The sequence below is a fragment of the Mesorhizobium sp. M0016 genome, from assembly GCF_040324035.1.
Classification (GTDB): domain Bacteria; phylum Pseudomonadota; class Alphaproteobacteria; order Rhizobiales; family Rhizobiaceae; genus Mesorhizobium.
The window spans coordinates 123179-149648 of sequence record NZ_JAMYVM010000010.1 but is presented as its reverse complement, the minus strand read 5'-3'; the positions used below and the strand labels follow the sequence as shown (position 1 = coordinate 149648).

Annotated in this window: 22 protein-coding genes; 9 read left to right on the top strand and 13 right to left on the bottom strand. The window is 63.6% G+C overall.

The features are described from left to right. The first annotated feature begins 82 nt into the window (after window positions 1-82). The 3 genes from NKJ88_RS16750 (at window position 83) to NKJ88_RS16740 (ending at window position 3253) form a co-directional block, all read left to right on the top strand. A complete protein-coding gene (locus NKJ88_RS16750; RefSeq protein ID WP_023673493.1) occupies window positions 83-1561 on the top strand; it encodes a YcjX family GTP-binding protein in 1479 nt (492 codons plus the stop codon). Beyond that, window positions 1558-2622, top strand: a complete 1065-nt coding sequence (locus NKJ88_RS16745; protein ID WP_023693368.1) for a YcjF family protein — start codon at window positions 1558-1560, stop codon at window positions 2620-2622. The genes NKJ88_RS16750 and NKJ88_RS16745 overlap by 4 nt, the downstream gene beginning before the upstream one ends. Window positions 2623-2704: 82 nt before the next feature. Next, window positions 2705-3253 (top strand): hypothetical protein, encoded by a 549-nt coding sequence (locus NKJ88_RS16740; protein ID WP_023673495.1) that lies wholly within the window; start codon window positions 2705-2707, stop codon window positions 3251-3253. A 344-nt stretch (window positions 3254-3597) separates the two neighbouring features. Here the strand turns inward: NKJ88_RS16740 and NKJ88_RS16735 are convergent, their stop codons facing one another. The 3 genes from NKJ88_RS16735 to NKJ88_RS16725 all read right to left on the bottom strand — a co-directional run bounded on the left by NKJ88_RS16735 (window position 3598) and on the right by NKJ88_RS16725 (window position 6317). After that, entirely contained in the window at window positions 3598-3864 is a 267-nt protein-coding gene (locus NKJ88_RS16735; protein ID WP_352444750.1) for a hypothetical protein, read from the bottom strand. 194 nt (window positions 3865-4058) lie between these two features. Beyond that, window positions 4059-5267: an MFS transporter gene (locus tag NKJ88_RS16730; protein WP_023827001.1), complete on the bottom strand. Its 1209-nt coding sequence runs from the start codon at window positions 5265-5267 to the stop codon at window positions 4059-4061. Window positions 5268-5327: 60 nt separating this feature from the next. After that, entirely contained in the window at window positions 5328-6317 is a 990-nt protein-coding gene (locus NKJ88_RS16725) for an AraC family transcriptional regulator (RefSeq protein WP_023706171.1), read from the bottom strand. A gap of 160 nt (window positions 6318-6477) precedes the next feature. Between NKJ88_RS16725 and NKJ88_RS16720 the strand changes: the two genes are divergently transcribed. Both NKJ88_RS16720 and NKJ88_RS16715 read left to right on the top strand, forming a co-directional pair. Then, complete coding sequence (locus NKJ88_RS16720; RefSeq protein WP_352444747.1) at window positions 6478-8325, top strand: monovalent cation:proton antiporter-2 (CPA2) family protein; 1848 nt, start codon at window positions 6478-6480, stop codon at window positions 8323-8325. Beyond that, window positions 8325-8873, top strand: a complete 549-nt coding sequence (locus tag NKJ88_RS16715; protein ID WP_023673500.1) for a DUF924 family protein — start codon at window positions 8325-8327, stop codon at window positions 8871-8873. Before NKJ88_RS16720 ends, NKJ88_RS16715 begins: the two co-directional genes overlap by 1 nt. On the opposite strand, the gene folK is transcribed toward NKJ88_RS16715, so the two are convergent. Genes folK through folP form a run of 3 tightly spaced genes read right to left on the bottom strand, consistent with a single transcriptional unit; the run spans window position 8870 to window position 10594 of the window. Then, complete coding sequence (folK, locus tag NKJ88_RS16710; protein WP_023685987.1) at window positions 8870-9388, bottom strand: 2-amino-4-hydroxy-6-hydroxymethyldihydropteridine diphosphokinase; 519 nt, start codon at window positions 9386-9388, stop codon at window positions 8870-8872. The two genes, NKJ88_RS16715 and folK, sit on opposite strands and share 4 nt — an antisense overlap. Further along, window positions 9372-9731: a dihydroneopterin aldolase gene (gene folB / locus NKJ88_RS16705; RefSeq protein WP_023673502.1), complete on the bottom strand. Its 360-nt coding sequence runs from the start codon at window positions 9729-9731 to the stop codon at window positions 9372-9374. The genes folK and folB overlap by 17 nt, the downstream gene beginning before the upstream one ends. A 17-nt stretch (window positions 9732-9748) precedes the next feature. Then, window positions 9749-10594, bottom strand: a complete 846-nt coding sequence (gene folP, locus NKJ88_RS16700) for a dihydropteroate synthase (protein ID WP_023742509.1) — start codon at window positions 10592-10594, stop codon at window positions 9749-9751. Window positions 10595-10742: 148 nt separating this feature from the next. Here folP and NKJ88_RS16695 point away from each other — a divergent pair, with 148 nt between their 5' ends. Both NKJ88_RS16695 and NKJ88_RS16690 read left to right on the top strand, forming a co-directional pair. Then, entirely contained in the window at window positions 10743-11363 is a 621-nt protein-coding gene (locus tag NKJ88_RS16695) for a DUF922 domain-containing Zn-dependent protease (protein ID WP_023728091.1), read from the top strand. 231 nt (window positions 11364-11594) lie between these two features. Further along, window positions 11595-13079 carry an MDR family MFS transporter gene (locus NKJ88_RS16690; RefSeq protein ID WP_023673505.1) on the top strand — a complete coding sequence of 495 codons (1485 nt, stop codon included), beginning with the start codon at window positions 11595-11597 and terminating at the stop codon, window positions 13077-13079. A 20-nt stretch (window positions 13080-13099) separates the two neighbouring features. On the opposite strand, the gene NKJ88_RS16685 is transcribed toward NKJ88_RS16690, so the two are convergent. The 3 genes from NKJ88_RS16685 to NKJ88_RS16675 form a co-directional block, all read right to left on the bottom strand. After that, window positions 13100-14131, bottom strand: coding sequence for an NAD(P)/FAD-dependent oxidoreductase (locus NKJ88_RS16685; RefSeq protein ID WP_352444744.1), 1032 nt, complete (start codon window positions 14129-14131; stop codon window positions 13100-13102). A gap of 104 nt (window positions 14132-14235) precedes the next feature. After that, window positions 14236-14556 (bottom strand): 2Fe-2S iron-sulfur cluster-binding protein, encoded by a 321-nt coding sequence (locus NKJ88_RS16680; protein ID WP_023673507.1) that lies wholly within the window; start codon window positions 14554-14556, stop codon window positions 14236-14238. Window positions 14557-14713: 157 nt separating this feature from the next. Further along, on the bottom strand, window positions 14714-15052 hold the full coding sequence (locus NKJ88_RS16675) for an Hpt domain-containing protein (protein ID WP_023688665.1): 339 nt from the start codon (window positions 15050-15052) through the stop codon (window positions 14714-14716). Window positions 15053-15365: 313 nt separating this feature from the next. On the opposite strand from NKJ88_RS16675, the gene NKJ88_RS16670 reads away from it, so the two are divergent. Both NKJ88_RS16670 and NKJ88_RS16665 read left to right on the top strand, forming a co-directional pair. Continuing rightward, window positions 15366-21575: an apolipoprotein A-IV repeat region-like domain-containing protein gene (locus NKJ88_RS16670; protein ID WP_352444742.1), complete on the top strand. Its 6210-nt coding sequence runs from the start codon at window positions 15366-15368 to the stop codon at window positions 21573-21575. Window positions 21576-21581: 6 nt separating this feature from the next. After that, a complete protein-coding gene (locus tag NKJ88_RS16665; RefSeq protein ID WP_245260146.1) occupies window positions 21582-22334 on the top strand; it encodes an RNA ligase family protein in 753 nt (250 codons plus the stop codon). Between the two features lie 34 nt (window positions 22335-22368). Here the strand turns inward: NKJ88_RS16665 and NKJ88_RS16660 are convergent, their stop codons facing one another. The 4 genes from NKJ88_RS16660 to NKJ88_RS16645 are packed head-to-tail and all read right to left on the bottom strand — an operon-like array spanning window position 22369 to window position 26443. Then, a complete protein-coding gene (locus tag NKJ88_RS16660; RefSeq protein ID WP_460221856.1) occupies window positions 22369-23010 on the bottom strand; it encodes an ABC-type transport auxiliary lipoprotein family protein in 642 nt (213 codons plus the stop codon). A 37-nt stretch (window positions 23011-23047) separates the two neighbouring features. After that, window positions 23048-24421, bottom strand: coding sequence for an MlaD family protein (locus NKJ88_RS16655; RefSeq protein WP_023690141.1), 1374 nt, complete (start codon window positions 24419-24421; stop codon window positions 23048-23050). A 14-nt stretch (window positions 24422-24435) separates the two neighbouring features. Beyond that, complete coding sequence (locus NKJ88_RS16650) at window positions 24436-25254, bottom strand: ABC transporter ATP-binding protein (protein ID WP_023694175.1); 819 nt, start codon at window positions 25252-25254, stop codon at window positions 24436-24438. Between the two features lies 1 nt (window position 25255). Continuing rightward, window positions 25256-26443 carry an MlaE family ABC transporter permease gene (locus NKJ88_RS16645; RefSeq protein ID WP_023708615.1) on the bottom strand — a complete coding sequence of 396 codons (1188 nt, stop codon included), beginning with the start codon at window positions 26441-26443 and terminating at the stop codon, window positions 25256-25258. Between the last annotated feature and the right edge of the window lie 27 nt (window positions 26444-26470).

Below are 26470 nucleotides of genomic sequence, written 5' to 3'. Positions count from 1 at the left end.
AAACCGGCCAGGTCCAGGCGCCATTTCAAACTGGAGATGCAAAGCCTATATCGGGCGAACGGAAGCCTCGAGAGAACAGATTTTGGCATCATCGCTGACCACTTTCACCGACGAAGCGAGAATTGCCCTGGATACGCTGTCGGGGCGTGCGAGCGGGCTTTTTTCGCCGTCGCTTCGGCTGGGCGTTACCGGCCTTTCGCGCGCCGGCAAGACAGTGTTCATCTCCGCCCTTGTCCACAATCTCATCCATGGTGGGCGCCTGCCGCTGTTCGAGGCGCAGAAGTCGGGACGGATCGCTCGCGCCTTCCTCGAGGAACAGCCGGACGATGCCGTGCCGCGTTTTCAGTACGAGGACCATATCTCCGCCCTGGTCAACGACCGTGTCTGGCCGGACTCGACGCGCGCCATTTCGGAACTCAGGCTCACCATCGAATATGAGTCTGCCTCCGGTTGGAACCGGATGTTTTCCAGCGGCCGATTGTCGGTCGACATCGTCGACTACCCCGGCGAATGGCTGCTCGACCTGCCGCTGCTCGGCAAATCCTTCGCCGATTTTTCGCGCGAGGCGTTCGAGATGGCGATGCTGCCGGTGCGGGCCGACCTGTCGCAGGACTGGCGGGCGCTGTCGGCGAGGATCGAACCCAATGCCGAAGCCGACGAGATGACGGCGCGGCGCCTCGCCGAGAGTTTTGCCGCCTACCTCAAGGCCTGCAAGCTCGACGAGCGGGCGCTTTCGACCTTGCCGCCCGGCCGTTTCCTGATGCCTGGCGACCTCGAGGGATCGCCGGCGCTGACCTTCGCGCCCTTGCTGCTCAAGGGTGAGAAACGGCCGCGCTCCGGCTCGCTGCAAGCGATGATGGAGCGCCGCTACGAGGCCTACAAGACGCATGTGGTGAAACCGTTCTTCCGCGAACACATCACCCGCCTCGACCGCCAGATCGTGGTGATCGACGCCATGCAGGCGTTGAACGCCGGCCCCGGCGCGATGGCCGACCTGGAACGCGCGGTGACCGAAATCCTCTCCTGTTTCCGTCCTGGCCGAGGCAATTTCCTCACCGACCTGTTTTCACGCCGCATCGACCGCATCCTGGTTGCCGCGACCAAGGCCGACCATTTGCATCACGAAAGCCATGACCGGCTGCAGGCAATCGTGCGGCGGCTTGCCGACCGCGCCGTGGCGCGGGCAAATTTCACCGGCGCCGATGTCGATGTGGTCGCCATGGCGGCGGTGCGCGCGACGCGCGAAGGCACGGTCAAGCAAGGCCGCGACACCCTGCCGGTGATCATCGGCACGCCGCTGAAGGGCGAGAAGATCAACGGCGAAACCTTTGATGGTAAAGCCGAAACCGCCATATTTCCCGGGGACTTGCCGGAGAAAATTGATGCGGTTTTCGACGTTTCGGAAGCCGACCACCGGCAGAGCAGCGACGATCCGGCGATCCGTTTCGTGCGCTTTCGCCCGCCAAAGCTCGAACGCACCGCTGAAGGCGTCACGCTGTCGCTGCCGCATATCAGGCTCGACCGCGCCTTGCAGTTCCTGATCGGAGACCATCTGGCATGACCGCGCCCCGCAGACCGGCAGCTTTCCGCATCGAGCCGGAGGCCGAACCGAAGCAGGAAACGCGCAGCCCCCATGCCGAGCCGCCGCGCAAGCCGCGCACCGTCGTCGTGCCGGCCGAGATCGATGTCTTCGATGAGCCGGACATTGTCGCCGCCGAACCGCCGCCGGCGACCGCGCCGCGCAGGCGCTCGCTGTTTGCCAGCCTGTTTTTCGGCGCGGTCGGCGTGCTGGTTTCGCTCGCCGTCGGCCTGTGGACCGACCAGCTCATCCGCGACCTGTTCGAGCGCGCAGAGTGGCTGGGGTGGCTGGCAGCGGGAATGGCCGCAATTGCCGTGTTGGCCCTCGCAGTCGTGCTGGTGCGCGAATTCCTGGCTATCGCCCGGCTGGCCGAGGTCGAAAAACTGCAAAAGCGGGCGCTCGATGCCGTGGCCCGCGACGATCCGAAGGCTGCAAGGGCCGTCGTCGAAGAGCTTTCGGCCTTTGTCGCTGCGAAACCCGAAACCGCGGCCGGCAGGCGCTCCCTGGCCGAATTGCGCGGCGAGATCATCGATGGCGGCAATCTGGTGCGACTGGCCGAGACCGAAATTCTCGGGCCGCTCGATGCGAGAGCCAAGGTGATGATCCTCGAAGCAGCCAAACGCGTGTCGCTGGTCACCGCCGTCAGCCCCCGCGCACTCGTAGACGTTGCCTATGTCGTGTTCGAGGCCGGGCGCCTGATCCGCCGCTTGTCCGAACTCTACGGCGGCAGGCCGGGCACGCTGGGCTTTTTCCGGCTGGCGCGCAGCGTTCTTGCCCATCTGGCGGTGACCGGCTCGATCGCCGTCGGCGACAGCTTTGTCCAGCAGATCGTCGGCCATGGCCTTGCCGCACGGCTTTCGGCGAAACTCGGCGAAGGCGTGGTCAACGGCATGATGACGGCGCGTATCGGCATTGCTGCCATGGAGACGGCGCGGCCCCTGCCCTTCATTGCCGGCAGGCGGCCGGGTATGGGCGATTTCCTGTCGGCGCTGACCTCGTTTGCGGCCAGAAAAGAGAATGAAGCACCCGCCTCGACCAAGTGAACGCCCTCTCGCGGTCACCAAGCATTAACCAATCTTGTTCATGGTCGTCCAACAACAGCCTCCTTGTTGCCGGGTGTCGTCTATGAAAAGCGTAATCTTGTCCTGCGTCCTGCCCCTGGTCGCGCTTGCAGCACCTCTGGGCCCGACCGGGAAAGCCTTTGCAGCCGAGCCCGACAAGCAGTTCTTCCGCACCGTTGAAGGCAAATGGGTCGGCCCGGGCGAAATCATCGCCGGCAAATACAAGGGCACGAAGTTCACCTGCAGCTTCGACGGCTCGACGCCGGACAACAAGACCGGCATGACGCTCGATGGCGACTGCCGCGTCGGTGTCTTCACCCAGAAAATGTCGGCGACCGTCGAGCGCAAGGGCCGCGACTACAAGGGCAATTTCATGGGCGGCGCCGCGGGGTCGGGCCTGGACATCATCGGCGGCAACGTGGTCGATGCCCGCAAAGTCGTCTTCACCATCAACCGCAACCAATTGCGCGGCGTCATGCAGGCCCGCATTCCCGACGACAATTCGATGACGGTGACTATCGCCGTGCGCGTCGACCAGCAACTGGTGCCGGTCATCGGCATGAGCCTCAAGCGCGTCGACGCCGTCGAAGTCGGCTCCATCGCCAAAAACTGACTCTCAAGCGGTTCCCCGAAAAAAGCGCGGAACGGGGTTGCACTGCGCGATAGCTGAGCTGTTCCGCTCAGCTCGATGTCAGGAAGTGACACGCCACCTTGCGGCCAGGTTGGCGCTCCTCGAGCACGGGCCGCTCGGGGCGGCACCTTTCTGTCGCGACCGGACATGTGGCGCGCAACCGATGATGTCAGCGTCTCCGATGGCCCAAGCCACAGCAAGGCCAACGTGTCATGGTCCTGTGCGTGCCAGCGGTCCTCCGTGTCAGCGCGATGCCCTTTAAGAACACCAGCAAAAAAGGCGGCGGCTACTTGAGCCACCGCCTTCCTCAATTTCCGAACGAAGAATCAGCCCTTGATGGCGGCCGTCAGCTCGTCATAGGCCTTGCAGGCGTCGGCCGGCGTGGTGGCGCCCTGATATTTGGTCGTCACAGCCTGCACCTTGGCGGTCAGGTCGGCGGCCTTGGTCGGATCTTTGGTGATCGCTTCCTGCAGCGCGGCGGTCATTTCCTGCGCCTTCTTGGCCACGATTTCCTGCGTGCATTCAGGCGCCTTCGAACAGGCCGATGCGGCAAGCATGGCGACACCCACGCCGACGAGCAAAAACTTCTTCATGTCAGTCATTCTCCTCACGAAGGCAGAACTTGATCGTCGCTGCCTTCCAACGGCCGAAGCCTGGCGTCCCATAGCCGCCGATTGCGGCAAAACGCAACGTGTGCGGCGCATATGCGGCGCATAAACCTGTGCAGCGCTGCTGCAACGGCGCGGACGGCCTGATTGAGGCCGCCCGTGTCAGACGAAGCAAGGTTTCAGCCACGAGGCTGCAGCAGCGCCAGTGCGGCCGTCGCCGCGGCAAGGACGGCGGTTAGGGTCAAAGGTCCCGTAGCGCCATAGGTGTCCACGACATAGCCGCCGACAACCGCACCGACGGTGATGGCAACCTGGAAGGAAGTGACCATCAGGCTGCCTGCTGCTTCCAGCGCATCAGGTGCCGCGCGAGACATATTGGTCGGCAGCACCACCGGCGCCATGCCGAAGGCGAAGCCCCACAGCGTAACAAAGCCGAAGGCAACGCTGGTTTGCGCGCCCCAAAGCACCAAAGCGAGTGCCGCAAACGCCATCAACGCGGCGGTTACTGCGAGGGCCATGTGGATGTTGGTGTCGGCCAGGCGACCACCGGCAATATTGCCGATCACAGCGGCGATGCCGAACCCGAGCAGCGCCAGGGCAATCGGCCCGGTTGTGAGGAGCGTCACCTGTTCGAGGAACGGGCGCACATAGACCGAGCCGGCAAAATGCCCGGTCATCAGCAGAACAATGGCAAGCATGCCGAGTTGGATGCCACGCCGCCGTGTCAGCCGAAAGACGTCTGCAAGGCTGTTGCTTGCCGCCGCAGGCAAAGTCGGCAGGCTGAGAAGCTGCAGCAGCATGGCAAGCGCGGCCAGCCCCGCCGTCATGGCCATGGCGCTGCGCCATCCCAGCCAGTCACTGATCAACGCACCCATCGACGGCGCGGCAATGGTGGCGAGCGAGACGCCGAGGGTCACGATCGCCATGCCGCGACCTGTCGCATTGGCGCCGACCAGCCGCGCCACGACGGCAACGGAAAGTGCCCAGAAAGCGCTAAGAGCGATCCCCAACCCGGCCCGGCCCAGCAACAGCAGCCAGAAATTGGGCGCCAGCGCCGCAAGAATATTGGAACCGACCGCCAGGGCCATGAGGCCAACCAGCACCGCCTTGCGGTTCAATCGACCGATGAGAACATTGCTCAACATGGCCGTCACGGCGCCAACGGAAGCGGTGGCGGTGACGACCTGTCCGGCCGTTCCCTCGCTGATGCCGAGATCGCGCGCCATCGGCGTCAACAGACCTGCCGGCAAGAATTCGGCAGACACCAGGGCAAAGCTGGTGGCCGCCAATGAAAGGACCGCGAACCAGGTGGCCGCGCTCCACGCGGCTGGTGCATCGGCATCAAGGCCAATGGCGGCGTCTTCAAGCTGTAATGTTGTGTCAGTCACGGGAAGATCTCCACAGTTTGGAGATCTTAGATAGGCGAGTCCGCCCGGATGTTATGTACCTTAAAATCCGAAATTCATATCCATTCGTCCGGGAATTGTGCGGCGCACAACGCCTGGCGAGACATTGGTGATGCGCTTGAACGCGCGGGCGAAGGACGCCTCGGAATCATAGCCCAAACGGGTAGCGACTTCGGCAACAGACAAGCCGTTTTGGCCCAGCAATTCGCGGGCAAGCTGCATGCGCAGGCGGGCGAGATAATGTGCGGCGCCCTCACCCAATACCGCGCTGAAGCGCTCGGCGAAAATCGAACGCGATTGGCCTGCCACGCCGGCCAGGCTTCCCAGCGTCCAGTTGTGGCCGGGATCGCGATGCATGGCCGCCAGAGCGCGCCCTATATGGGGGTCGCGGATGGCTGCAAGCCAACCGATGGTCGAGGCGCCGTTGCAATTGACCCAGCAGCGTATGAGCCTGGCTGTCAGCAAATCCGCCATACGCGACAGGATGGTGGCGCTGCCCATCTGCGGTTGCGCGGCCTCCACCGTCATGGCCGCCAGCAAAGGGCCGACCATCGGGTCATTGCCGGCCACGTCGCAACCCTTGATGAGAGGCGGCATCAACGTGATCAACGGATTGAGCGCATAGGAGCCGAGAGACATGGAGCCGCAGAAAAGGGTGCTTGTCGCGCCCGTTCCCTGCCGTATCACTTCGCAAACGTTGCCGCCCAACTTGATCACCTGGCAGCCCTCGAGCGAATCGCCCACCACGTCCGGCGCACTCGCCAGCCGATGGGCGATGCCTTGCGGCAGCAGCACCAGATCGCCATCGCGCAACTCCTGCCAGCCTTGCGCTTCGGTGTGAATCCAGCATGGACCCTGGCCGACAAAGTGAAAACGAAGCAGTTGTTGTTGCGGAAAGTCTATGCTCCATGGGTGCCGGAGTTCGCAGCGGCCATAGTTGACGCCACTCAAGCGAAAGTCTTGCAGAACTTCGCTGAGCGCATCCATCGGGATATGTGGCAGCGGCGACGGCCGGGACGAATAATCAGGCATTTGCCAGATATAGATACCAGCCGTCCGACAGGCAAGCGCAGACTGTTGTTCCACGGGGGAATCGCTGCCACGGCACCCTACCCATTCTGGCAGGCTTCCCGCCCTTGCCTCCCGCTCCCGGTGCATGCAAGGAGTGCTGTCAGACACAGGGACCAGAGGCATGGCAGCGGAAGCATCGGGCAGCGATCTCATTCAGGTGGTGGCGCTGCTTGCCGCAGGCGTCGTCGCCGTTCCGATCTTCAAACGCATGGGGCTGGGCTCGATCCTCGGCTATCTCGCTGCAGGCGTGGTCATCGGCCCGTTCGGTATTGGCATTTTTTCCGAATCGGAAGCCATCCTGCATGTCGCCGAACTCGGCGTGGTCATGTTCCTGTTCATCATCGGGCTGGAGATGCAGCCGTCGCGGCTATGGGGCCTGCGCCGCGAGATTTTCGGCCTCGGCGCGCTGCAGGTCGGCGTCTGCGCATTGCTGCTTACCGGTGTTGGTCTCGCCGGCGGCTTTCCGATCGCGCAATCCTTCGTTGCCGGCGCCGGCTTCGTGCTGACCTCGACGGCGATCGTCATGCAGCTTCTGGAAGAGCGTGGCGAGATGGCCAGCCCCAAGGGCCAGCGCATCGTATCCATCCTGCTGCTCGAGGATCTGGCAATCGTGCCGCTTCTGGCGCTGGTCGCCTTCCTGGCGCCGGGCGGCGCCGAGATGACCCTGCAGCAGAGGCTGGCGGAGGTCGGCATCGGTCTTGGCGCCATCGTCGGGCTGGTGGTGGCCGGCCGCTATCTGCTCAATCCGTTCTTCCGCATCCTGGCCGACGCCAAGGCGCGCGAGGTGATGACGGCGGCAGCACTTCTGGTCGTGCTGGGGTCGGCGCTGGTCATGCAGCTTTCCGGCCTGTCGATGGCGATGGGCGCGTTCCTGGCCGGCGTGCTGTTGTCGGAATCGACCTTCCGCCACCAGCTGGAGGCCGACGTCGAGCCATTCCGCGGCATCCTGCTTGGCCTGTTCTTCCTCGCCGTCGGCATGTCGCTCGACCTGCATGTGGTGGCCGACAACTGGCGGCTGATCGCCGTCTATGTCGTCGCCTACATGGCGATGAATGCGCTCGGCATCTACCTCGTCGCCCGCATGCTGAAGAGCGGTCATCGTGAAGCGCTGGAACGCGCCGTGATCATGGCGCAAGGCGGCGAATTCGCCTTCGTCCTCTATTCGGCCGCGGCGGCGGTTGGCATCATCGACAGCCGGGCCAACGCAACGCTGACCGCTATCATCATCATCTCCATGGTGCTGACGCCGCTGGCCATCATTGCGCTCAAATATTTGACGCCGCGCGACGAGCAGTCGCTTGAAGGCGTCGACATCGCGGACGGCCTTACCGGCAGCGTGCTGGTCATCGGCTTCGGCCGTTTCGGCCAGATCGCGAGCCAGCCGCTTTTGTTGCGCGGCATCGATGTGTCGATCATCGACAATGATGTCGAAATGATCCAGGCGGCCGCCGATTTCGGCTTCAAGGTCTATTATGGCGACGGCACGCGGCTCGACATTCTGCGCGCCGCAGGTGCAGGCCGCGCGCGCGCCGTGCTGATCTGCGTCGACAAGCCGGACGCCGCGGTGCGCATGGCGGAACTGATCAAGGCGGAGTTCCCGCTGCTGACCGTCCTGGCACGCGCGTACGATCGCGGCACCGCGCTCTCGCTCATCCGCGCCGGCGTCGACTTCCAACTGCGCGAGACCTTCGAATCGGCCCTCGTCTTCGGCGGTTCCGCGCTCGAGGTTTTGGGCGTCGAGCCGGAAGATGTCGCCGATGTCATCGAGGATGTGCGACGGCGCGACAATGCCCGACTGGAGACGCAGCTGGCCGAAGGCGTCCGCGCCGGGCAACGTTTCCTCAGGGGCAATACCGGCACGCCGATCCCGACGCCGCTGACGCAACCGCGCCGGCCCGGCCAGGCGCTGAACGAAGAGACGGCCGGCGTGCTGCACAAGCCCGAGCCCGCCGATCAGGGGGAAAGCTGATGACCGCATCGGATGAGCGCGCGCTCGCCGTCACCAAATTCTGGCGCGAGGCCGGCGAAGACGCGTGGTTCGAGAAGAACGACGTCTTCGACGCGGATTTCCGCAGCAGGTTTCTCGACCTGCACTTTGCCGCCGCGCGGCGCGAGTGCGACGCATGGTCGGAGCATGCCGAGGGTTCGCTGGCGCTGATGATCCTGCTCGACCAGTTTCCGCGCAACTGCTTTCGCGGCTCAGGCCATATGTACGCCACCGATCCGCTGGCACGGCACTTTGCCGCCAAGGCGATTGCGGCCGGCCATGACCTTTCGCTGGAAGAAAACCTGCGCGTCTTCCTGTACCTGCCCTACGAACATTCGGAACTGCCCGCCGACCAGGACAGATCGGTCGAGCTCACCACCGCCAGGGCGCCGGAGTATGTGAAATACGCCATCGAGCACCGCGACATCATCCAGCGCTTCGGCCGCTTTCCGCACAGGAACAAGATGCTTGGCCGCGAGACGACGGCGGACGAACAGGCATTTCTCGATGGCGGCGGCTTCTCCGGTTAACCCAGCCACCAATCGCGGCCGGAAGCCAGCCGCTCTATGCCTGACGTATCGACGGCGCTGAGCCGCTCGGTCACGCTCCTGCCGCCCACCGCCAGATCCGGCGCGATCTCTGCCAAGGGCGCCAGCACGAAGGCGCGCTCCACCATTCGGGGATGCGGCACCTCCAGCCCGGTTTCGTGGATTGTGCGGTCGCCGAACACCAATATGTCGATGTCGATCAGGCGCGGACCCCAGCGCTCCTCGCGCACCCGCTTCAGCTTGCGCTCGGCCTCGAGGCAGAGGTCGAGCAGCGCCCTTGGCGCCAGCGAGGTCGAGATTTCGGCAGCGGCGTTGAGGAAATCCGGCTGGTCGAGCTTGCCCCAGGGCGGCGTGCGGTAAAGTGAGGAGACGGCGACGACGCGCGTGCTCTCGTCGGCGTCGAGCAGGCGCAGCGCCGCCGCCATCGAGGCCGAGGGATCGCCGAGATTGCCGCCAAGGCTGAGATAGACCGTGTTATTGTTACTCTGGCCAGACAACGGTCACCTCGACATAATCGAGCACGCCGGGCACCGGTGCGTTGGGCTTGCGCACGGTGATCTCGGCCTTCCTGATCTGCGGGAACCGTGAAGTCAGCGCCTTCGCCACTTCGAGCGCCAGCGCCTCGATCAGGAAGCGGCGATGTCCAGTGACGATCTTTTCAATCACCGTGAAGGCGATGCCGTAATTGACGGTGTCCTCGATGGAATCATCCTCCAGCGGGCGGCTGGGCTCGACCGTCAACTCGGCATCGACATAAAAACGCTGGCCAAGCGCCTCTTCCTCATCCAGCACGCCGTGCCGGGCAAAGAAGGCGCAGTTCTTCATGCGGATGACGTACATTTCTTACTGTCCTGGGCTCAGCGTCCTGGCTTTTCGCGCGCCAGCATAGCATCGGCGACCGCCAGTGCGTCCACGTTGATTGCGACATCGTGGACGCGAAACAGATCGGCGCCCTTCAGCCTCAGAATGACACTGGTGGCTGCCGTCCCGGCGGCGCGCGCGCCGGCTTCGCGGCCGGTGACGGTGCCGATGAAGCGTTTTCTGGAGGTGCCGGCCATCAAGGGAAAACCGAGCTCCTTAAGCTCGGAAAACCGCGCCATCAGGTCGAGGTTTTCCTCAGCCGTCTCCTTGGCGAAGCCGAACCCGGCATCGAGTACGATATGATCGTCCGCAACGCCGCTGCGCCTGGCGACTTCCAGCGAAGCCTTGAGGAACAAAAACTGGTCGGCGATGACGTCGGGCAGTTTTTGCCGCCCGCGCCCGGTATGCATGATGACCAGTCCGGCGCCGGTCTCGGCGGCGACGCGGGCGATGCCGGGTTCACGCTGCAAGCCCCAGACATCGTTGACGATATGCGCGCCGGCGGCGACGGCGAGGCGCGCGGTTTCCTCGCGATAGGTGTCGACCGAAATCAGGGCTTCGCCTGAACTGGCGAGCGCGGCGATGACCGGCAGGATGCGGGCCTGCTCTTCTTCAGGCGTCACGGGCGAGGCGCCGGGGCGCGTCGATTCCCCGCCGATATCGACGACGGCGGCGCCTTCTTCCACCATGCGGTGCGCCTGCGCCACCGCCTGGTCAGGCGTGATGAACAGTCCGCCATCCGAAAAACTGTCGGGCGTGACGTTGAGAATGCCGACCACAATGGCTTTCTCGCCAAGGTCGAGATGGCACTTATGCGCCAGTTGCCATCGCCTTGTCGTCATTGTCCTTCAACCATGTGTCTCATTGGCATGTGGCTCATTGGCATGTGGCTCATCGAGCGCTTGCAATCCATCAACGATGCGTGATCGGTGGAAGATCAATTCCGTTGCGCCGGCAACGGCCGTAAAGCAAGGTGAGTGAAGAGGCAACATGATGAAACGACCCCTGCTCTGCGCCCTGATGCTGGCTTTGACCGTCCTGCCGGCGAATGCTGCCAATCTGGTGAAGACCTACAGCTATTTTGCCATCGGCGGCAGCACGCTCGATGACATCGAGACGCAATTGTCGAAGCATGGACCCGAGGTGAAAAGCACCGGGATGCGGCATCCAGGCGCCACCCAGATGGCGTTCACCACCCGCATCAGCTACGCGCAAACCGCAGACACCTGCCGCATCGCCAAGGCCGCCGTTACCGTCAAGGTCAAGGTCATCCTTCCGGAGTGGCGCAGGCCGCGCAAGGCCGATCCCGATGTCAGGCTGTTCTGGGACACCCTGTCGGCCGACATCAAGCGCCATGAGGAGCGTCATGTCGAGATCGCCAAGAACCACGGCCGTCTGCTCGAAGACGCGCTGAACGCGAGCTTTGCGCAAAAGACCTGCGCCGGGGCAAAGGCGAAGGCGGCGCAGATCACCGCGGCCGAACTCGCCAGGCATGACCAGGACCAATTGCGCTTCGACCGCGTGGAAGGCGTGAATTTCGAAAGCCGCATCCTGCGGCTGCTGCGCTACCGCATGCAGCGCGTCGAGAACGGCCAGCTTCCGCCCGGCTGAAACACGGCGATACCAAGCCAATTCTGCCGAAACATGAGGCCAGCCCCAGAAAATTTTCGGGCATAGGTCGAAATCGGCCTATACGGGACGACATATGTCAGGCTCGCAAGATATGTCAGGCTGGCAAGGCGCGAGCTTCGAAACACCAGATCAAGACCAATTGAGGCGGCGCGTAGCGGAGCGGCCATTTGGCGCCGCGCAATCGCTCTCAAACTTTATGGATGAACTGATATGGACCAAGCTGTCGACAAGCCGGCTAGGCTGCCTCCCGCCGCACCGCTGACGGAAAGCGAGAAGAACGTCATCATCGCCGGCATCCTACTGTCAATGCTGCTGGCAGCGCTTGACCAGACAATCGTCGCGCCGGCCATGCCGACCATCGGCCGTTCGCTCGGCCATGCCGACTACCTGCCGTGGATCGTGACCGGCTATCTCCTGACGGCGACGGCCATGGCGCCGCTCTACGGCAAGATTTCCGACGTCTATGGCCGCCGGCCGACCGTCTATGCGGCGATCCTGATCTTCCTTCTGGGATCGCTGGTCAGCGCCATGGCCCCCAACATGTTCGTGTTGGTTGTCGGCCGGGCGATCCAGGGTGCGGGCGGCGGCGGCCTGTTCGCCCTGGCGCAGATCGTCATCGGCGACCTGGTGCCGCCGCGCGAACGCGCGCGTTATGCCGCCTGGATTTCGGGCACCTGGGCGGTCGCCAGCATCGCCGGGCCTTTGCTCGGCGGCGGATTTGCCGAACATCTGCATTGGTCGCTGATCTTCTGGATCAATATCCCGCTCGGCATCTTGGCCATGGCCATCATCAACAAGCCGCTGCGCAAACTGCCGGTCGCCGCAAAGCGGCATCGCATCGACGCGCCGGGCGCGCTGCTTCTGGTGGTGGCGACGGCATTGCTGCTTTTGGCCCTCAACTGGGGCGGCAGCGCCTATCCATGGGCCTCGCGCGAGATCGTCGGCCTGCTCGCCTGTTCGGCGGTCTTCTGGGGTGCGTTCGCCCTCAGGCTGATGCGTGCGGCCGAGCCGCTGATTTCGCTTGAAGTGCTGAGCAATCCGATCGTGCTTGCCGGCACGGCGTCGATGTTCCTGCTGCAGGCCGCCAATATCGGCCTGTCGGTGTACCTGCCGGTCTATCTGCAGTCGATCATCGGCCTGTCGGTCAGCCAGTCGGGCCTTGCCATGCTCGGCCTGCTGCTCGGAACGGTCGCCGGCGCGACCTTCAGCGGCCGCACGATACCGCGCTTCTTCCACTACAAGCGTATAGCCATGGTCGGCGTTCTCTTCGCCATTATCTGCCTTGGCGTGCTCAGCCTGGTCGCCGGCCGCGCCTCGCTGCTGGTGGTCGAGCTCTTGACCATCTGCATCGGCCTTGGAAGCGGCACCACTTTCCCGGTCGCCACCGTATCGGTGCAGAACGCCGTCGACCGCGCGCATCTCGGCGTTGCCACCGGCGTGCTGACCTTCCTGCGTTCGCTGGGCAGCGCGCTCGGCGTCGCCATGCTCGGCGCCGTCGCGCTCGGCTATGGCCTGCCGCTTGCCGGCGAAGGCGCGCCGGCTGCCGGACAGATCGTCTCGGCGACGCCCTTCATGATGATCTTCCTTGCCGCGGCCGTCACGCTCGTGCTGGCGCTGATGACGCTGGCGCTGATGCCGGAGAAGTCACTGCGCGGCCGCGACGACGCCGAGGCGCCAGTCGTTCTGGTGGAGTGATCCGGAAAGCCCTGTAGGACCTACTCCACGACGCCGAGCTTCTTCTGCAGGCTGGTCGACGAAGTCGTGTACTGGAAGACGATGCGCTCACCGGGGCTGATGATGCGCTTGGCGGCCTGCGCCATCAGCGCCACCTCGTGAAAACCCGACAGGATCAGCTTCAGCTTGCCTGGGTACCAGTTGATGTCGCCGACGGCAAAGATGCCTGGCACCGAAGTCTGGAATTTCTCGGTATCGACCGGAATGAGGTTCTCATGAAGGTTGAGCCCCCATTCGGCGATCGGGCCGAGCTTCATGGTCAGGCCGAAGAACGGCAGCATGCGCGTGCACGGCACCTCGATGTCGCCGTCAGGCCCGCCCTTGATGGTAGCAGAGGCCAGCTCGCCGTCGGCGCCGGTCAGGCCGCTCACCTGGCCGACCCGGAACTCCAGCTGCTTCATCTCCTGCATGGCATACATCTTGTTGACGCTGTCGGGCGCCGCCCTGAATTCCGCGCGCCGGTGGACCAGTGTCACGCTTTTTGCCACCGGCTGCAGGTTCAGCGTCCAGTCGAGTGCGGAATCGCCGCCGCCGACGATGACGAGGTCGTGGCCGCGGAATTCCTCCATACGGCGCACCGAATAGAAGACGCTCCTGCCCTCATAGGCCTCGATGCCGGGAATGGGCGGCCGTTTGGGCTGGAACGAGCCGCCACCGGCGGCGATCACCACCACCTTGGCTTCGAACACCTCGTTCTCGTCGGTGGTGACCCGAAATGAGCCGTCGTCCAGCTTTTCCAGGCTGGAGACCATGCGGTTGAAGGTAAAAACCGGCTTGAACGGGTGAATTTGCTCGAGCAGTTTGTCGACCAGCCCTTGCGCCGAGATCGAGGGCCAGCCTGGAATGTCGTAGATCGGCTTTTCCGGATAGAGTTCGGCGCATTGGCCGCCCGGCCGGTCGAGGATATCGATCAGATGGCACTTCATGTCGAAGAGGCCGAGTTCGAACACGGCGAACAGGCCGACCGGCCCCGCCCCGACAATGAGTGCGTCCGTCTTGATTACATCGGTCATGCCAGGCGAGCCTCATTGTCAAGCTGGGGCGAAACTGGCGCGAGACTGCATGAGCATTGGCCCGCTGCCAAGCGGCGGCGGGAAAAATCACATGGTACGGGAGATCAACCCTGGCGAGCCGGCACGCGCACGACGAGGCCGTCAAGCGCGTCGCGCACCTTGATCTGGCAGGACAGGCGCGAGTTCGGCTGGACGTCATAGGCAAAGTCCAGCATGTCCTCTTCCATCGCCTCCGGCTCGCCGACCTCGGCCGTCCAGGCTTCGTCGACATAGACATGGCAGGTCGCGCAGGCGCAGGCGCCGCCGCATTCTGCCTCGATGCCCGGCACCGCGCTACGGATCGCATTCTCCATGACGGTCGAGCCGTTTTCGGCCTCGACATCGAAAGGAGTGCCGTCATGGGCAATGAAGGTCAGCTTGGTCATTTATCACCTGAAGGGAGTCCCAGCCGAGATAATCACTCCACCGGACAAGTCAACTGCGGCGCGAAAGCGCCGCTTTGTGACGTTTTTTCGGAAAGCTGGCCAAAGCACGCCCTGGCCCCGTCGATTCATCCCGGTGGCCGCTGCCGAGCGGCAGCCATTACCGGCTGATGGCGGCGATGAAATCGCGCACTTCCTCGATCAGGGTGCCGAGGCGCTTGAGGATGCGCGCATCTTCCGGCTGCTGTTCGATCGAGGTGGCGCAGTCGGCGATGGCAAAGGCGCCGACCCCGCGCGCCGAACCTTTCAGCCCATGCGCCAGTAGCAGTCGCTCCCTGACATCGGCATCGACTATTCTGTCGCGGACGGAAAGCGCCTGCTGTACGAACAGCGCCAATACCTCCTGTTCGAGGGCGCGATCGCCCATAGTCTGACGGGCCAGATGGGCCAGATCCACTGGGCGCGAACGGGCCGGTCCCGACGCATCGCCGCCCGGCATTGAGAAGGCAATGCCGCTTTCACCGCGTACCAATTTGAAACTCCTTGTGCTGATCGCCGAAAAAACTAGGCGATTTCCGTCGCCAACGCGTTAATGAATGGGCTGGAAAATTGTTGCCGTTGAGGCGGTTAGATCACGTTGTCGTTAACCTTATATTTAAAGTTTTACGTATCTCGCGGAATGCATGTTTTCTTTACCCCTGTGTGTCATTACGATACGAAGGTCCATTTTCAGCCTCCTGCGTGGGATAAGACGAGCCAGAATCAGGCAAAAATAAGAAGTCCCTCGGCAGCTAGTACAGGGTAGCGAAGGCATGGCGAAGAAACCAACGACGACCAGAACTCTCGACAGCGACGTAGCCAGGGAACTCGAAAAGGCACTAGACCTCGATCTCAGCGGAGACGGCAGCGGCGATCTCGATATCGCGGCGTCGATGGAAGATCTGGAAGCGCAGATATCGCAGGCCGCGGACGAACTGGCGCGCGAAGGCCGCCCCCAGAAGCCCGCCCCCGCTCAAAACGCGCCCGTCCAACAAAACCAGAGTGCGAAGCCGGCAGCCAAGCCCGCCGAGCTGCGCCCGGTCGAATCGCGCAACAGCGCGCAGCCAGCCGGCTTCAAGCCGGCAAACGATGACCGCCAGAAAGATTACAAGACGCTGCTGCACAGCCTCAACCGGCGCGCGTCTAGCACGATCTATTGGGTCGTGGCGTTCGTGTCGCTGGCCTGGATCGCCGGCGCCGGCGGCCTCGCCAATCTGCTGTTTGGCCCCAGCATCTGGAAAATTCGTACGTTCGATCAAATCCTGGCCCGCCCTGAACTGATCGGCCTGGCGATCGCGGCAATCATACCGGTCGTCCTGTTTTGGGCCTTCGCGGCGATGATCCGCCGCGCGCAGGAAATGCGCATTGCCGCGCAATCGATGACGGAGGTGGCTTTCCGCTTGGCGGAGCCGGAAAACCTCGCCCAAGACCGCGTGATGATGATCGGCCAGGCCGTTCGCCGTGAAGTGGCGGCGATGGGCGAAGGCATCGAGCGCACGCTGGCGCGCGCCGTCGAGCTCGAAACTCTGGTCCACAGCGAGGTCAACCAGATCGAACGCTCCTATTCGGAGAATGAATCGCGCATCCGGTCGCTGGTCGACGGGCTGGGCAGCGAGCGCGAAGCCGTCGTCACTCATGCCGAGCGCGTGCGCGCCTCGATCACCGGCGCGCATGAAACGCTGAAGGACGAGATCGGCGCCGCCTCCGACATTATTCGCGACTCTATCCTCAACGCGTCGACCAAGCTGTCGATGACGATCACGAATTCCGGCGACACGCTGATCGACCGCATCAATGAAAGCTCGATGTCGATCTTCGATTCCGTCGAAACCCGGCTGGATTCAATCACCGACAGGCTGTCGACATCGGGCGAAGCCTTTGCTTCGCTGCTCGACACCCGCATCGCCAAGCTGACGGACACCACAGACGGCCTGACCCGGTCGCTGACCGACCTGCTCGACGACCGCACCACCGGCATGGTGTCGCTGCTCGGCGGCGCCGCCCGCACCCTGAGCTCGGAATTCGAGTCCAGCCTGAACGGCATCGAGCGGACGCTGGCCGAGCGCGGCCAGGCGCTGATCAGCGAATTTCAGACCCGCGCCGAAGCACTCGATACCGGCACGCAGAAGCTCAACGCCGCGCTCGAGGCGCGCGCCCGCCAGATCAACGAAACGCTGGTCGAGCGCGCCCGCGAGATCGCCCACACCTTTGCCGAGAGCAAGGATCATTTGTCGGCCATGATCGATCAGGGCAAGACCCAGATCGGCGCCGACATGGCCGACATCGTCTCGTCGACCTCGTCGATGCTCGAAGCCCGCGCCAGCGATTTCGCCGGCCGCATGGAAGCGGCCCGCCATGTCGTGTCGCGCTCATTCGACACCGATATCCAGCGTCTTGCCGATGCCCGCGTCGGCATCGAGGACGCCGTCGAAAACCACAGCCGCAAGCTGTCCGAAAGCCGCGAACGCATGGCGGCTGCCATGCAGGCGGACCTGGCGAAGTTCGCCGAGGGCCGTGCCGGCATCGATGCGGCCGTAACCAACCAGGTGCAGAAGTTGGCCGAAGGCCGCAACCTGATCTCGCGCGCCCTGGAAGAGGATCTGCGCAAGGTCAACGAGTCGCGCGCCGCCATCGACGCGTCGCTGGGCAGCCATCTCGAGCGGCTTGAAGAAGGCCGCAACCGGCTCAACCAGGCTTTGCATGAAGACTCCGGAAAACTTGTGCAAGCCCGTACGATCATTGACGAAATGGTCGCCGGACATGTCGGTAAACTGGCCGAAGGCCGCAACATTCTGTCGCGCGCCCTGGAAGCCGATCTCGGCAAGCTCGCCGACAGCCGCGCCTCGATTGACGGGCTGGTCGCCGGCCAGGTTGAAAAGATCGCCGAAGGCCGCGCCATCCTGACCAAGGCGCTCGAAAACGACATTATCGGCATCAAGGGCGTGATCGAGAACCACTCGGCGAAACTGGCCGAGGACCGCACCGAACTCAGCAAGGCGCTGGAGAACGACCTATCCGGCATCAGGGGCCTGCTCTCCGACCATTCGAGCCGGCTTGCCGACGATCGTGGCCTGTTGTCACAGACGCTCGAGGCCGACCTCGCCAAGCTCGCCGAGAGCCGGTCGAGCATCGACGGGCTGGTCGCCGGCCAGGTCGAGAAGCTGGCCGAGGGGCGCGATATCCTCAAGCGCGCGCTCGAAGCCGACCTCAACACCATCAAGGGCGCCATCGCGGGTCATTCCGACAAGGTGGCGGAAGAGCGCGGTCAGCTTTCCAGGGCACTGGAGGCCGACCTGCAGAATGTGAACAGCCTGATCGCCGACCACTCGAACCGGCTTGTCCAGGATCGTTCGACGCTATCCCAGGCGCTTAAGGATGACCTTCAGAATGTTAACAGCCTGATCACCGACCACTCGAGCCGGCTTGTCCAGGATCGTTCGACGCTATCCCAGGCGCTTCAGGACGATCTGCACAATGTCAGCGGCATCATGGCCGATCATCAAAACAGGCTCGTCCAGGACCGTTCGGCGCTCTCAAAGGCACTGGAAGACGACATCGCCAAACTGGCGGAGAGCCGCTCCAGCATCGATGGGCTGGTCGCCGGACAGGTCGAGAAGCTCGCCGAGGGCCGCGACATCCTCACACGGGCGCTCGAAGCCGATCTCAATGCGATCAGGAGCGCCATTGCCGACCAGTCGCAGAAGCTGAGCGAAAACCGTGGCGAGTTCGCACGGGTGCTGGAAGCGGATTTGGAAAATGTCAACAGCCTGATCGAGGGCCACAGCGACAAGCTCGTCCGGGATCGCGCGACGCTGTCGAAGGCTCTCGAGGACGACCTCGCCAAGCTGGCCGAGAGCCGGTCGAGCATCGACGGACTGGTCGCAGGCCAGGTCGAGAAGCTGGCCGAGGGCCGAGACATCCTGAAACGTGCGCTGGAAGCCGACCTGCAGAAGCTGTCGGCAAGCCGCGGTGAGGTTGACGACATCATCGCCGGCCATGTCGGCAAGCTGGCCGAAGGCCGCAACATGTTGACCCAGGCGCTGGAAGACGATCTGGCAAAGCTCGCCGACATACGCAAGGACGTCGACCGCTCTCTGTCGGGCCATATCGACCAGATTGCCGGCAGAAGCACCGATATCTCGGCGGCAATCGCTGCCGATGTCGAGAAAATCGAGCAGGCCTTCAGCAAGCAGACCGGCATCATCGAAGAGCGCGCCGGAACCATGGAGCGCGCGTTGTCGGTGGGTGTCGACAATGTCCGCAGCGTGCTTGAAAAGAGCGCCGTCTTCGTTGCCGGCGCGCTCCGTGAGAAGGTGATGGAAGTCACCAGCGCGCTGCACGAACAGGCCGGTGCTGCCTTCAGTGATGCCGACCGCAAGATCGCCGAGCGTGCCGAGCAGACCTCGGCCGCCCTTTTGGCCCGGGCCGAGGACATCGCCCGGACCTTCGAGGACGCGGATCGCCGTCTGCACGCCCGTGCCGAGGACACATCGAGCGCCCTGCTTGCTCGCGCCGAGGATACGACGAATGCCTTGCTTGCTCGCGCCGAAGACACGACGAGCGTGCTGCTTGCCCGGCATGACGAGACGTCGAACTCGCTGCTCGCCCGCGCCGAAGAAACGGCCGGACGGCTGGCTGCCCGCGCCGGCGAGATCGCCGGCACGTTCGACGCCGCCGACCAGAAGCTGGTCGCCCGCGCGGTCGAGACGGCGCAGTCGCTGGCCGACCGCGCCGGCGACATCCTGCGTAACTTCGAGGGTGCCGACCAGCGGCTGAGCATGCGCATCGGCGAATCCGCCGAAGCGCTGGCCGCCCGCGCCTCGGACCTTGGCCGCATCTTCGACGCCGCCGACCAACAGCTGATCTCGCGCATCGCCGAGGGTTCGGACGCGCTGTCAGCCCGCGCCACCGAGATCAGCCGCATCTTCGACGAGGCCGATCACCGCCTGGTGTCGCGCATCGCCGACTCCACTTCGACGATCGGCGAGCATGCCGACAACATCGTCGGCGCCTTCGCCAGCACCGAGCAGCGTGTTGCCGAACGTGCACGCCAGACCGGCCAGGAACTTGCCGTCCACGCCCGCGAGATGGAGCAGGCTCTTGCCGGCGCCGATGAGCGGCTGGCCGCGAGCGTTGCGTCCGCAGCTTCGCGCGTCGAGGAACAGGTCGCCAACGTCGAGAACCGCCTTCTTTATACGACGGAGACGATGGGCCAGAAGCTCAACGAGCAGGTTTCCAGCGCAGAAGCTCAGCTGATCTCGCGCGCCAACACGATTGCGGAGACTTTTACCGCGGTCGGCCAGCACATCGGCCAAAGCACCAACGACGCTGCCAAGACAATCGGCACCAATACCCGCGAGCTCAACACGATGCTGGCGGCGCGTTCGGCCGAGATGGCGAAGATCCTGGACGAAACCGCGCGGCCGCTGGTCGAGCGCTTCGCCCAGGGCGGCTCGGAACTGCAAAAGAGCATGGAACAGGTCACCGAACGCGCGACCGAGAAGCTGCGCAGCGAAAATGCCGCCCTCGTCAACGCGCTCGCCAGCCGCACCGCCGAAACGCTGTCGGCCGTCGAAGGCGCGCGCTCGTCGCTCGCCGATAGCGTCGCCGACCTCATCGGCCGCATGAGCGTCTCCAGCTCGCAGCTTGGTGAGCTGATCGAACAGGCGGCGATCAACCTCGGCCAGGTTGACGAACGTCTGAGCGGCAGCACGCAAAGCTTCGCGGCAACCACCGAAAAGGCCGCGCAGACCTTCGCCAGCTCGGCACGCCTGGTCGATTCGAACACGACGCGGCTTACCGAACTGTCGTCGTCGACCCTGCGCGAAGTGGCCTCGATCGCCACCAAGTTCGACGAGCACAGCCGCTTGCTGTCCTCGGCTTCGGATCTGTTGAGCTCGGCGCAGAGCAATCTGGAGCACACGCTTGAGCGGCAATCGTCGCTCGAAGATCTCGCCGTCGGCCTGGTCAAGAAGTCGGAAGACCTCGAGAAGGTGATGCGTTCGTTCGAAAACCTTGTCGGCCAGACGATGCAGAATGCCGAAGGCAAGACGCTGGCATCAGCCGACAAGATCCGCATCGCCATAACGGAAGTGGTCGATTCGGCAACCAGCCGGTTCGCCGATGCGACCGAGGAGATGCGGCGCACCGCAAGCTCGATCAAGAGCGAGCTCGACCTCACCCGCGCCGAGCTCAAGAAGGGCGTCATCGAGATGCCGGAAGAGGCCAAGGAATCGACCTCGGCGATCCGCCGTGCCGTTGCCGAGCAGATCAACGCGCTCAAGGAACTTTCGGATATCGTTGCGAAATCGGGACGCGGCGGCGACAATGCCGAACCGCGCGCCCTGCGCCCGGCGCCGCAGGCGCCAGTGCAGCGCCCGGCCGAGCCGGTACGCCGCCCGCCGCCGGCGCCACAGCCGGAGCGCCCTGCTCCGCAGGCGCCGGTCGGCGGCCTGCGTGGCACGCTCGATATCGAACGCCCTGCCGAAGCACCGCGCCAGCGCGACGCCAACGCCCGCACGCCGCAAGGCGGCTGGGTGCGCGATCTCCTGACCGGGGCATCGCGCGAGGAGGAAGTCGCCAGGCCGGCAGCGCCCGCGGAAGCACCGCGCGCAACTCCCGCCCAGCGCTCGCCGCTGCATGTCATGGAGTCGCTCAACTCGCTCTCGGTCGATATTGCCCGGGCGATCGACCACGACGCCTCGATCGAGCTGTGGAACCGCTACCGGCGCGGCGAGCGTGACGTGTTCACGCGCCGCCTCTACACACTCAAGGGCCAGCAGACCTTTGACGAAATCCGCCGCAAATATCAGGCCGAGGCGGAGTTCCGCGCCGCCGTCGACCGCTACTGCGACGATTTCGAGAAGCTGCTCAAGGACGTCTCGCGCAACGACCGCGACAACATCATGGCGCAGACCTACCTGACGTCGGACACCGGCAAGGTCTACACCATGCTGGCCCATGCGAGCGGCCGTTTGCACTAGCTACGATTGCTGCATCAAAATGAAAAAGGCGGGAAATTTCCCGCCTTTTTCGTTTGTCATGGATCGAACAATGACGAGCGCAAAGAACTCAGGCTGCCCTTGCTGGCGCGATGGGCTGCAAGCTATGCCTCCAGCATGAGGAAATACGGTCGCACCTTTCATCTGCCGATATCGGTCGGAGCCACCAGCGACGACAAGGTCATGGCGTCGCTTGAAGGACTAAGGGTGGCTGATCTTGTGGTCACCGAGAAGATGGATGGAGAGAACACAACCCTTCATCGCGATGGCTCTCACGCGCGCAGTCCCGATAGCCGTTATCATCCATCCCGAGACTGGCTGAAGGCATTTGCAGCAAATGTTTCACCGCAACTTGCTGACGATGAACGGATTGTGGGCGAGAACCTCTATGCCCGACATTCGGTTGCGTATGATGCGCTGCCGTCATTTTTTCTTGGCTTTGCATGGATCATCGGGACCGAGATTCAACCGTGGGATTTGACCCTGGCCCGGTTTGAGGAACTGGGCATCACTCCTGTTCCCACGCTCTATCGTGGGCCTTTCAGCCCCAACCTCTTCGATAATCTGGCTGCGTCCCTGGATAAGGCCAAGCAAGAAGGCTTTGTGGCTAGGGTTGCCGAAGCATTTGCTGAGGCAGACATGCCCATTCGCATGGGCAAATATGTACGGGCAGGACATGTCCAGAGTGAAACCCACTGGATGAAGGCAGAACTGGTCACCAACCGTCTGGCAGGCGGCTAAGGTTCCTGGGTCTCAAGCGCCTCGCCGGGTTCGCTCAGATAACCGAATCCGTCCAGCCCACAATATCCTTCGCCGCCTCGCCGAAGGCGCTGTCGAGCGCGTTGACATAGGCCGGATTGCCGCTGCCGGAGACGGGAGCGGATGCGGTAAAGCTCTTCGAGGCGCGCACCTCGCCGTTGCGGTCGTTCAGGATGCGTACGAAGAGATTGACCTCGGCATGCTCGCCACCATTGACGCGGACTTCGAAGGAGCGGATCTCGACGATAATTTGGTAGTCGATCGCCAGCCCCTCGCCCGGCTTGCCGACGCCGGCAAAGCTGCCGGAGCGCTGGAAGGTTTCGGCGAGCCTCGCCTGCACGATCAGCGGCAGCCGGTCGGCCCATTGCGCGCCCTTGAGATACTGGATCGAGCGATCTGACGGCTTGATGACGATGTTCTGGCTGTCCAGCGCCTTGAGCGCGGATGGCTGGGCGATCAGGATCTGGCGGCGGCTGTGGCCATGGGCGTCGATCGACGGGGCGGACAGCTCGAACGTATCGAGTGGCGCCGGCTTGCCTCCCAATGCCGCGCAACCAGCCAGCGTCAGGCCAAGCAAAACGGCCGCCGATTTATACCCACCCAACCCGAACGTCACGCGTGATCCCCACTGTCCCCGGATCGTATGATGAATCCGCATCCGCGGTCCATGTAATTGCTGCGGGCGGGCACGGAAGTCAACGCCGTGCCCTGCCATCGAACTGCCGGACCTCGCCGTCGCCGCCCGACAGGATGCGCTGCGGGTTGCGGCTGAGATCGGTCACCGCCTCTTCGATGCGACTGATCGAACGCCGGCTGTCCTGGACCAGCGCCTCGACATTCGACAGGCCCTGGCCCGAGAAGCGCGCGATGTTGTCGGTGATCGTGCCAAGCCGGGCGTTCAGCGTGTCGGCGACCTGCTTGAACGACTTCAGCGTGTCCCTGGCATCGGCCATGACGCCGTCGGCTTGGCCCGAACCGAGCAGCGTATCGACCCTTTTCAGGATGCCGTCGACGCGCACCGAGGCATCGTTGAGGCGCGACGCAAGCTGTTTGGCGTCCTTGATCGTCTCGTCGATGTCGTCGGCCCGGTCGGCGAACTTGTCGGTCACCTTGGCGATGTCGGCGGCGGCCTTGTTGGCATTTTCGCTGGCCTTCTGAATGTTGGCGAGCGCCACGCGCACCTGCGCCGGATCGATGCCGTCGAGCACATTGTCGACCTTTGCCAGCGTGCCTTGCGTGCGCGTGGCGAAATCGTTGACCGAGCCGACCGCGGTATCGACGTTCTTGATCACGCCGTCGAGCTGTCCGCTGGTCTCCTTCAGATTGGCGGTGACGGCGTCCACATTGGCGACGATGCTCTTGATCTTGTCCTTGTCGACGGCATTGAGCAGGCCTTCGGCAGCCTTCAGCGTGCCGTCGAGCTTGCCGGAAACACCCTTCAGCTCATCCGACAGCGCGCTGACGGCGGTCAGGAACTTGTCGATGCCGTCGGCATTCCTGGCCAGCGCATCGGAAAATGTCTGGGCGTTCTTGACGGTCTGGGTCAGCGGCCCGCGCACGTCCCTGGTGAAACCTTCTAGGTCGGAAAGCACCTTGTCGGCGCGGGTGAAGATGTTCTGCGCCGTCTGCAGCAGGTTGGTGACCGCTGACGGATTGGCGATGATCTCGGCCGTCCTGCCTTCCTTTGCCGCCTCTTCCAGCAGGTTCGGTTCCTTGGGATCGGCGCCCTTCAATTCGATGTTGACCTGGCCGGCAAGGCTGGCGATGCCGATATCGGCCTGCGTCGATTTGGTGAGCGGCGTTGTCTGGTCGATCTCGGTCGTAGCAATGGCGGCATTGGGGTCATTGCGGTCGAAATAGACGCGCTTGACCACCCCGACCTTGACGCCGTTGAACAGCACCAGACTGCCGGGGCCGAGGCCGGAGGCCGAACCCTGAATGCGCACGCGCAGCTCCGCCGTCTCGCCGCGATCACCGATCTGGGCGGTCCAATAGACGAACCCGAACGCCGCCAGGATCGCAGCCAGGGTGAAAATGCCGACAATGACGTAGTTGGCTCTGGTTTCCATTGCCCCACTTATGTCTATGCGCGCGCGGCAAGATCAAGTTGCCGAGCGCGTTTTCCGCGGAAATAGGATTTGACCCACGGTTCTTCGCTTTTCAGCATGTCGTCGATCGTGCCTTCGACCAGGATTTTCTTGTTGCCGAGCACCGCCACGCGGTCGCAAGCGGTAAACAGCGTGTCGAGATCGTGCGTCACCATATAGACCGTCAGATCCATCGTATCGCGCAACTTCACCACCAATTCGTCGAATTCGGACGCGCTGATCGGGTCGAGGCCGGAAGTCGGCTCGTCGAGGAAGACGATATCGGGGTCGAGCGCCAGCGCCCGTGCCAGGGCGGCGCGCTTGATCATGCCGCCCGAAAGCTCCGAGGGAAATTTCTGCGCGGCGTCCGGCGGCAGGCCGACCAGTTCGATCTTGAGCAAGGCCAGCTCGTCCATCAGTTTCTTCGGCAGATCGAGATATTCGCGCATCGGCACCTGCACGTTTTCCTGCACGGTCAATGCCGAAAACAGGGCACCGTGCTGGAAAAGCACGCCAAGCCGCATGTCGATGCGCAACCGCTCGATGTCGCTGGCCTTTTCGAGGTCGAGACCAAACAGCTTGATCGTGCCGGACTGCTTGTGCAGCAGGCCGAGAATCGTGCGCAGCAGCACCGATTTGCCGGCGCCCGAGGCGCCGACGAAACCGAGGATTTCGCCGCGCTTGATGTCGAGCGCCAGTTTGTCGAGGATCAGCTTGTCGTCCAGGGCAACGGTGATGTCGCGCACCGACAGCACGATATCGCTTTCGCCCGTTCCCTGCATAGCCTTGGTCGCCTTTGAGTTTCTGCGCATCATGTCAGAACTCGATCGACGCGTAGAAGATGGCGAAAAGGCCATCGAGGATGATGACGACGAAGATCGACTTCACCACCGAGGCGGTGACGTGCAGACCCAGCGATTCGGCGCTGCCGCCGACCTTCATGCCTTCTACGGAAGCAATGGTGCCGATGATCATGGCCATGAACGGCGCCTTGATCAGCCCGGCGAAGATGGTGCTGATATCGATCGCGCCGCGCAGCCGGTCGATGAAGGCCGTCGGCGCAATACCGGAATAAAGCCAGGCGGCTAGGATGCCGCCGCCAAGAGCGGCAAAATTGGCGACGATGGTGAGACAGGGTAGCGCGATCACCAGCGCCACCAGGCGCGGAAACACCAGCACGCCGATCGGGTTGAGGCCGATGACCTTCAGCGCGTCGACCTCCTCGCGCATCTTCATCGAGCCGATCTCGGCGGTGATGGCGCTGCCGGAACGGCCGGCGATCATGATGGCGGTCATCAGCACGCCGAGCTCGCGCAGGATCAGCACGCCGACCAGATCGACAACGAAAATGTTGGCGCCGAAATAGTTGAGCTGGTAGGCGCCCTGCTGGGCGACGATGGCGCCGACGATCGCCGACATCAGCACCACCACGGGGATGGCGCCGACCCCCATGCGATCGATCTGGTTGAAGATCGCCGCAGGGTTGATGGCATGGCCGCGCCCGAGCTTCATCTGGGCGCCGCCGATGGTGGCGCCGAGGATGTTCATCGAGGCGAGGAAATCGTCGCGCATCTCATAGATGCGGCGGCCGACCGCCTCCAGCCCGCGGAGGATAATGTTGGGGCGCCGGACGCCGCGCGATTCGGGCTCGCGCCGGACAGCTTCGCCAACGGCGCCGAGCAGGATCGAGGCGACATCGCTTTGCCCCTGCATCTTGATCTCGACACCCTTCTTTTCGAACACGCTGACCAGGCGATCGATCAGCCAGGCGCCGGCGGTGTCCATCTTCTCGATGTGGGAAAGATCCAAAGCGAGCGTCTGGAAGCCTTTGCGCTGCTCGATCTTGCGCATCTCGGCGTCGATCAGCGCCACTGTCGTCGTCGTCCATATGCCGGAGAAAGCGCAGCCGAGGACGCCGCCCTCCTCGCCGACCGCAACGCGGGGCTGGTGGTCGGCCTCCTTGGCGGCGTTGCCGCTTGCGTCGCGTTTGCCGATGGTCAACATGGCGTCCTGTTTAGCCTGACGGGTCGT

Coding starts and splice junctions, on each gene's coding strand:
- NKJ88_RS16745 (WP_023693368.1), top strand. CDS start 1,558: ATGACCGCGCCCCGCAGACCGGCAGCTTTCCGCATCGAGCCGGAGGCC.
- NKJ88_RS16740 (WP_023673495.1), top strand. CDS start 2,705: ATGAAAAGCGTAATCTTGTCCTGCGTCCTGCCCCTGGTCGCGCTTGCA.
- NKJ88_RS16735 (WP_352444750.1), bottom strand. CDS start 3,864: ATGAAGAAGTTTTTGCTCGTCGGCGTGGGTGTCGCCATGCTTGCCGCA.
- NKJ88_RS16725 (WP_023706171.1), bottom strand. CDS start 6,317: ATGCCTGATTATTCGTCCCGGCCGTCGCCGCTGCCACATATCCCGATG.
- NKJ88_RS16720 (WP_352444747.1), top strand. CDS start 6,478: ATGGCAGCGGAAGCATCGGGCAGCGATCTCATTCAGGTGGTGGCGCTG.
- NKJ88_RS16715 (WP_023673500.1), top strand. CDS start 8,325: ATGACCGCATCGGATGAGCGCGCGCTCGCCGTCACCAAATTCTGGCGC.
- folB (WP_023673502.1), bottom strand. CDS start 9,731: ATGTACGTCATCCGCATGAAGAACTGCGCCTTCTTTGCCCGGCACGGC.
- folP (WP_023742509.1), bottom strand. CDS start 10,594: ATGACGACAAGGCGATGGCAACTGGCGCATAAGTGCCATCTCGACCTT.
- NKJ88_RS16695 (WP_023728091.1), top strand. CDS start 10,743: ATGATGAAACGACCCCTGCTCTGCGCCCTGATGCTGGCTTTGACCGTC.
- NKJ88_RS16690 (WP_023673505.1), top strand. CDS start 11,595: ATGGACCAAGCTGTCGACAAGCCGGCTAGGCTGCCTCCCGCCGCACCG.
- NKJ88_RS16685 (WP_352444744.1), bottom strand. CDS start 14,131: ATGACCGATGTAATCAAGACGGACGCACTCATTGTCGGGGCGGGGCCG.
- NKJ88_RS16680 (WP_023673507.1), bottom strand. CDS start 14,556: ATGACCAAGCTGACCTTCATTGCCCATGACGGCACTCCTTTCGATGTC.
- NKJ88_RS16675 (WP_023688665.1), bottom strand. CDS start 15,052: ATGCCGGGCGGCGATGCGTCGGGACCGGCCCGTTCGCGCCCAGTGGAT.
- NKJ88_RS16670 (WP_352444742.1), top strand. CDS start 15,366: ATGGCGAAGAAACCAACGACGACCAGAACTCTCGACAGCGACGTAGCC.
- NKJ88_RS16660 (WP_460221856.1), bottom strand. CDS start 23,010: ATGCGGATTCATCATACGATCCGGGGACAGTGGGGATCACGCGTGACG.
- NKJ88_RS16655 (WP_023690141.1), bottom strand. CDS start 24,421: ATGGAAACCAGAGCCAACTACGTCATTGTCGGCATTTTCACCCTGGCT.
- NKJ88_RS16650 (WP_023694175.1), bottom strand. CDS start 25,254: ATGATGCGCAGAAACTCAAAGGCGACCAAGGCTATGCAGGGAACGGGC.
- NKJ88_RS16645 (WP_023708615.1), bottom strand. CDS start 26,443: ATGTTGACCATCGGCAAACGCGACGCAAGCGGCAACGCCGCCAAGGAG.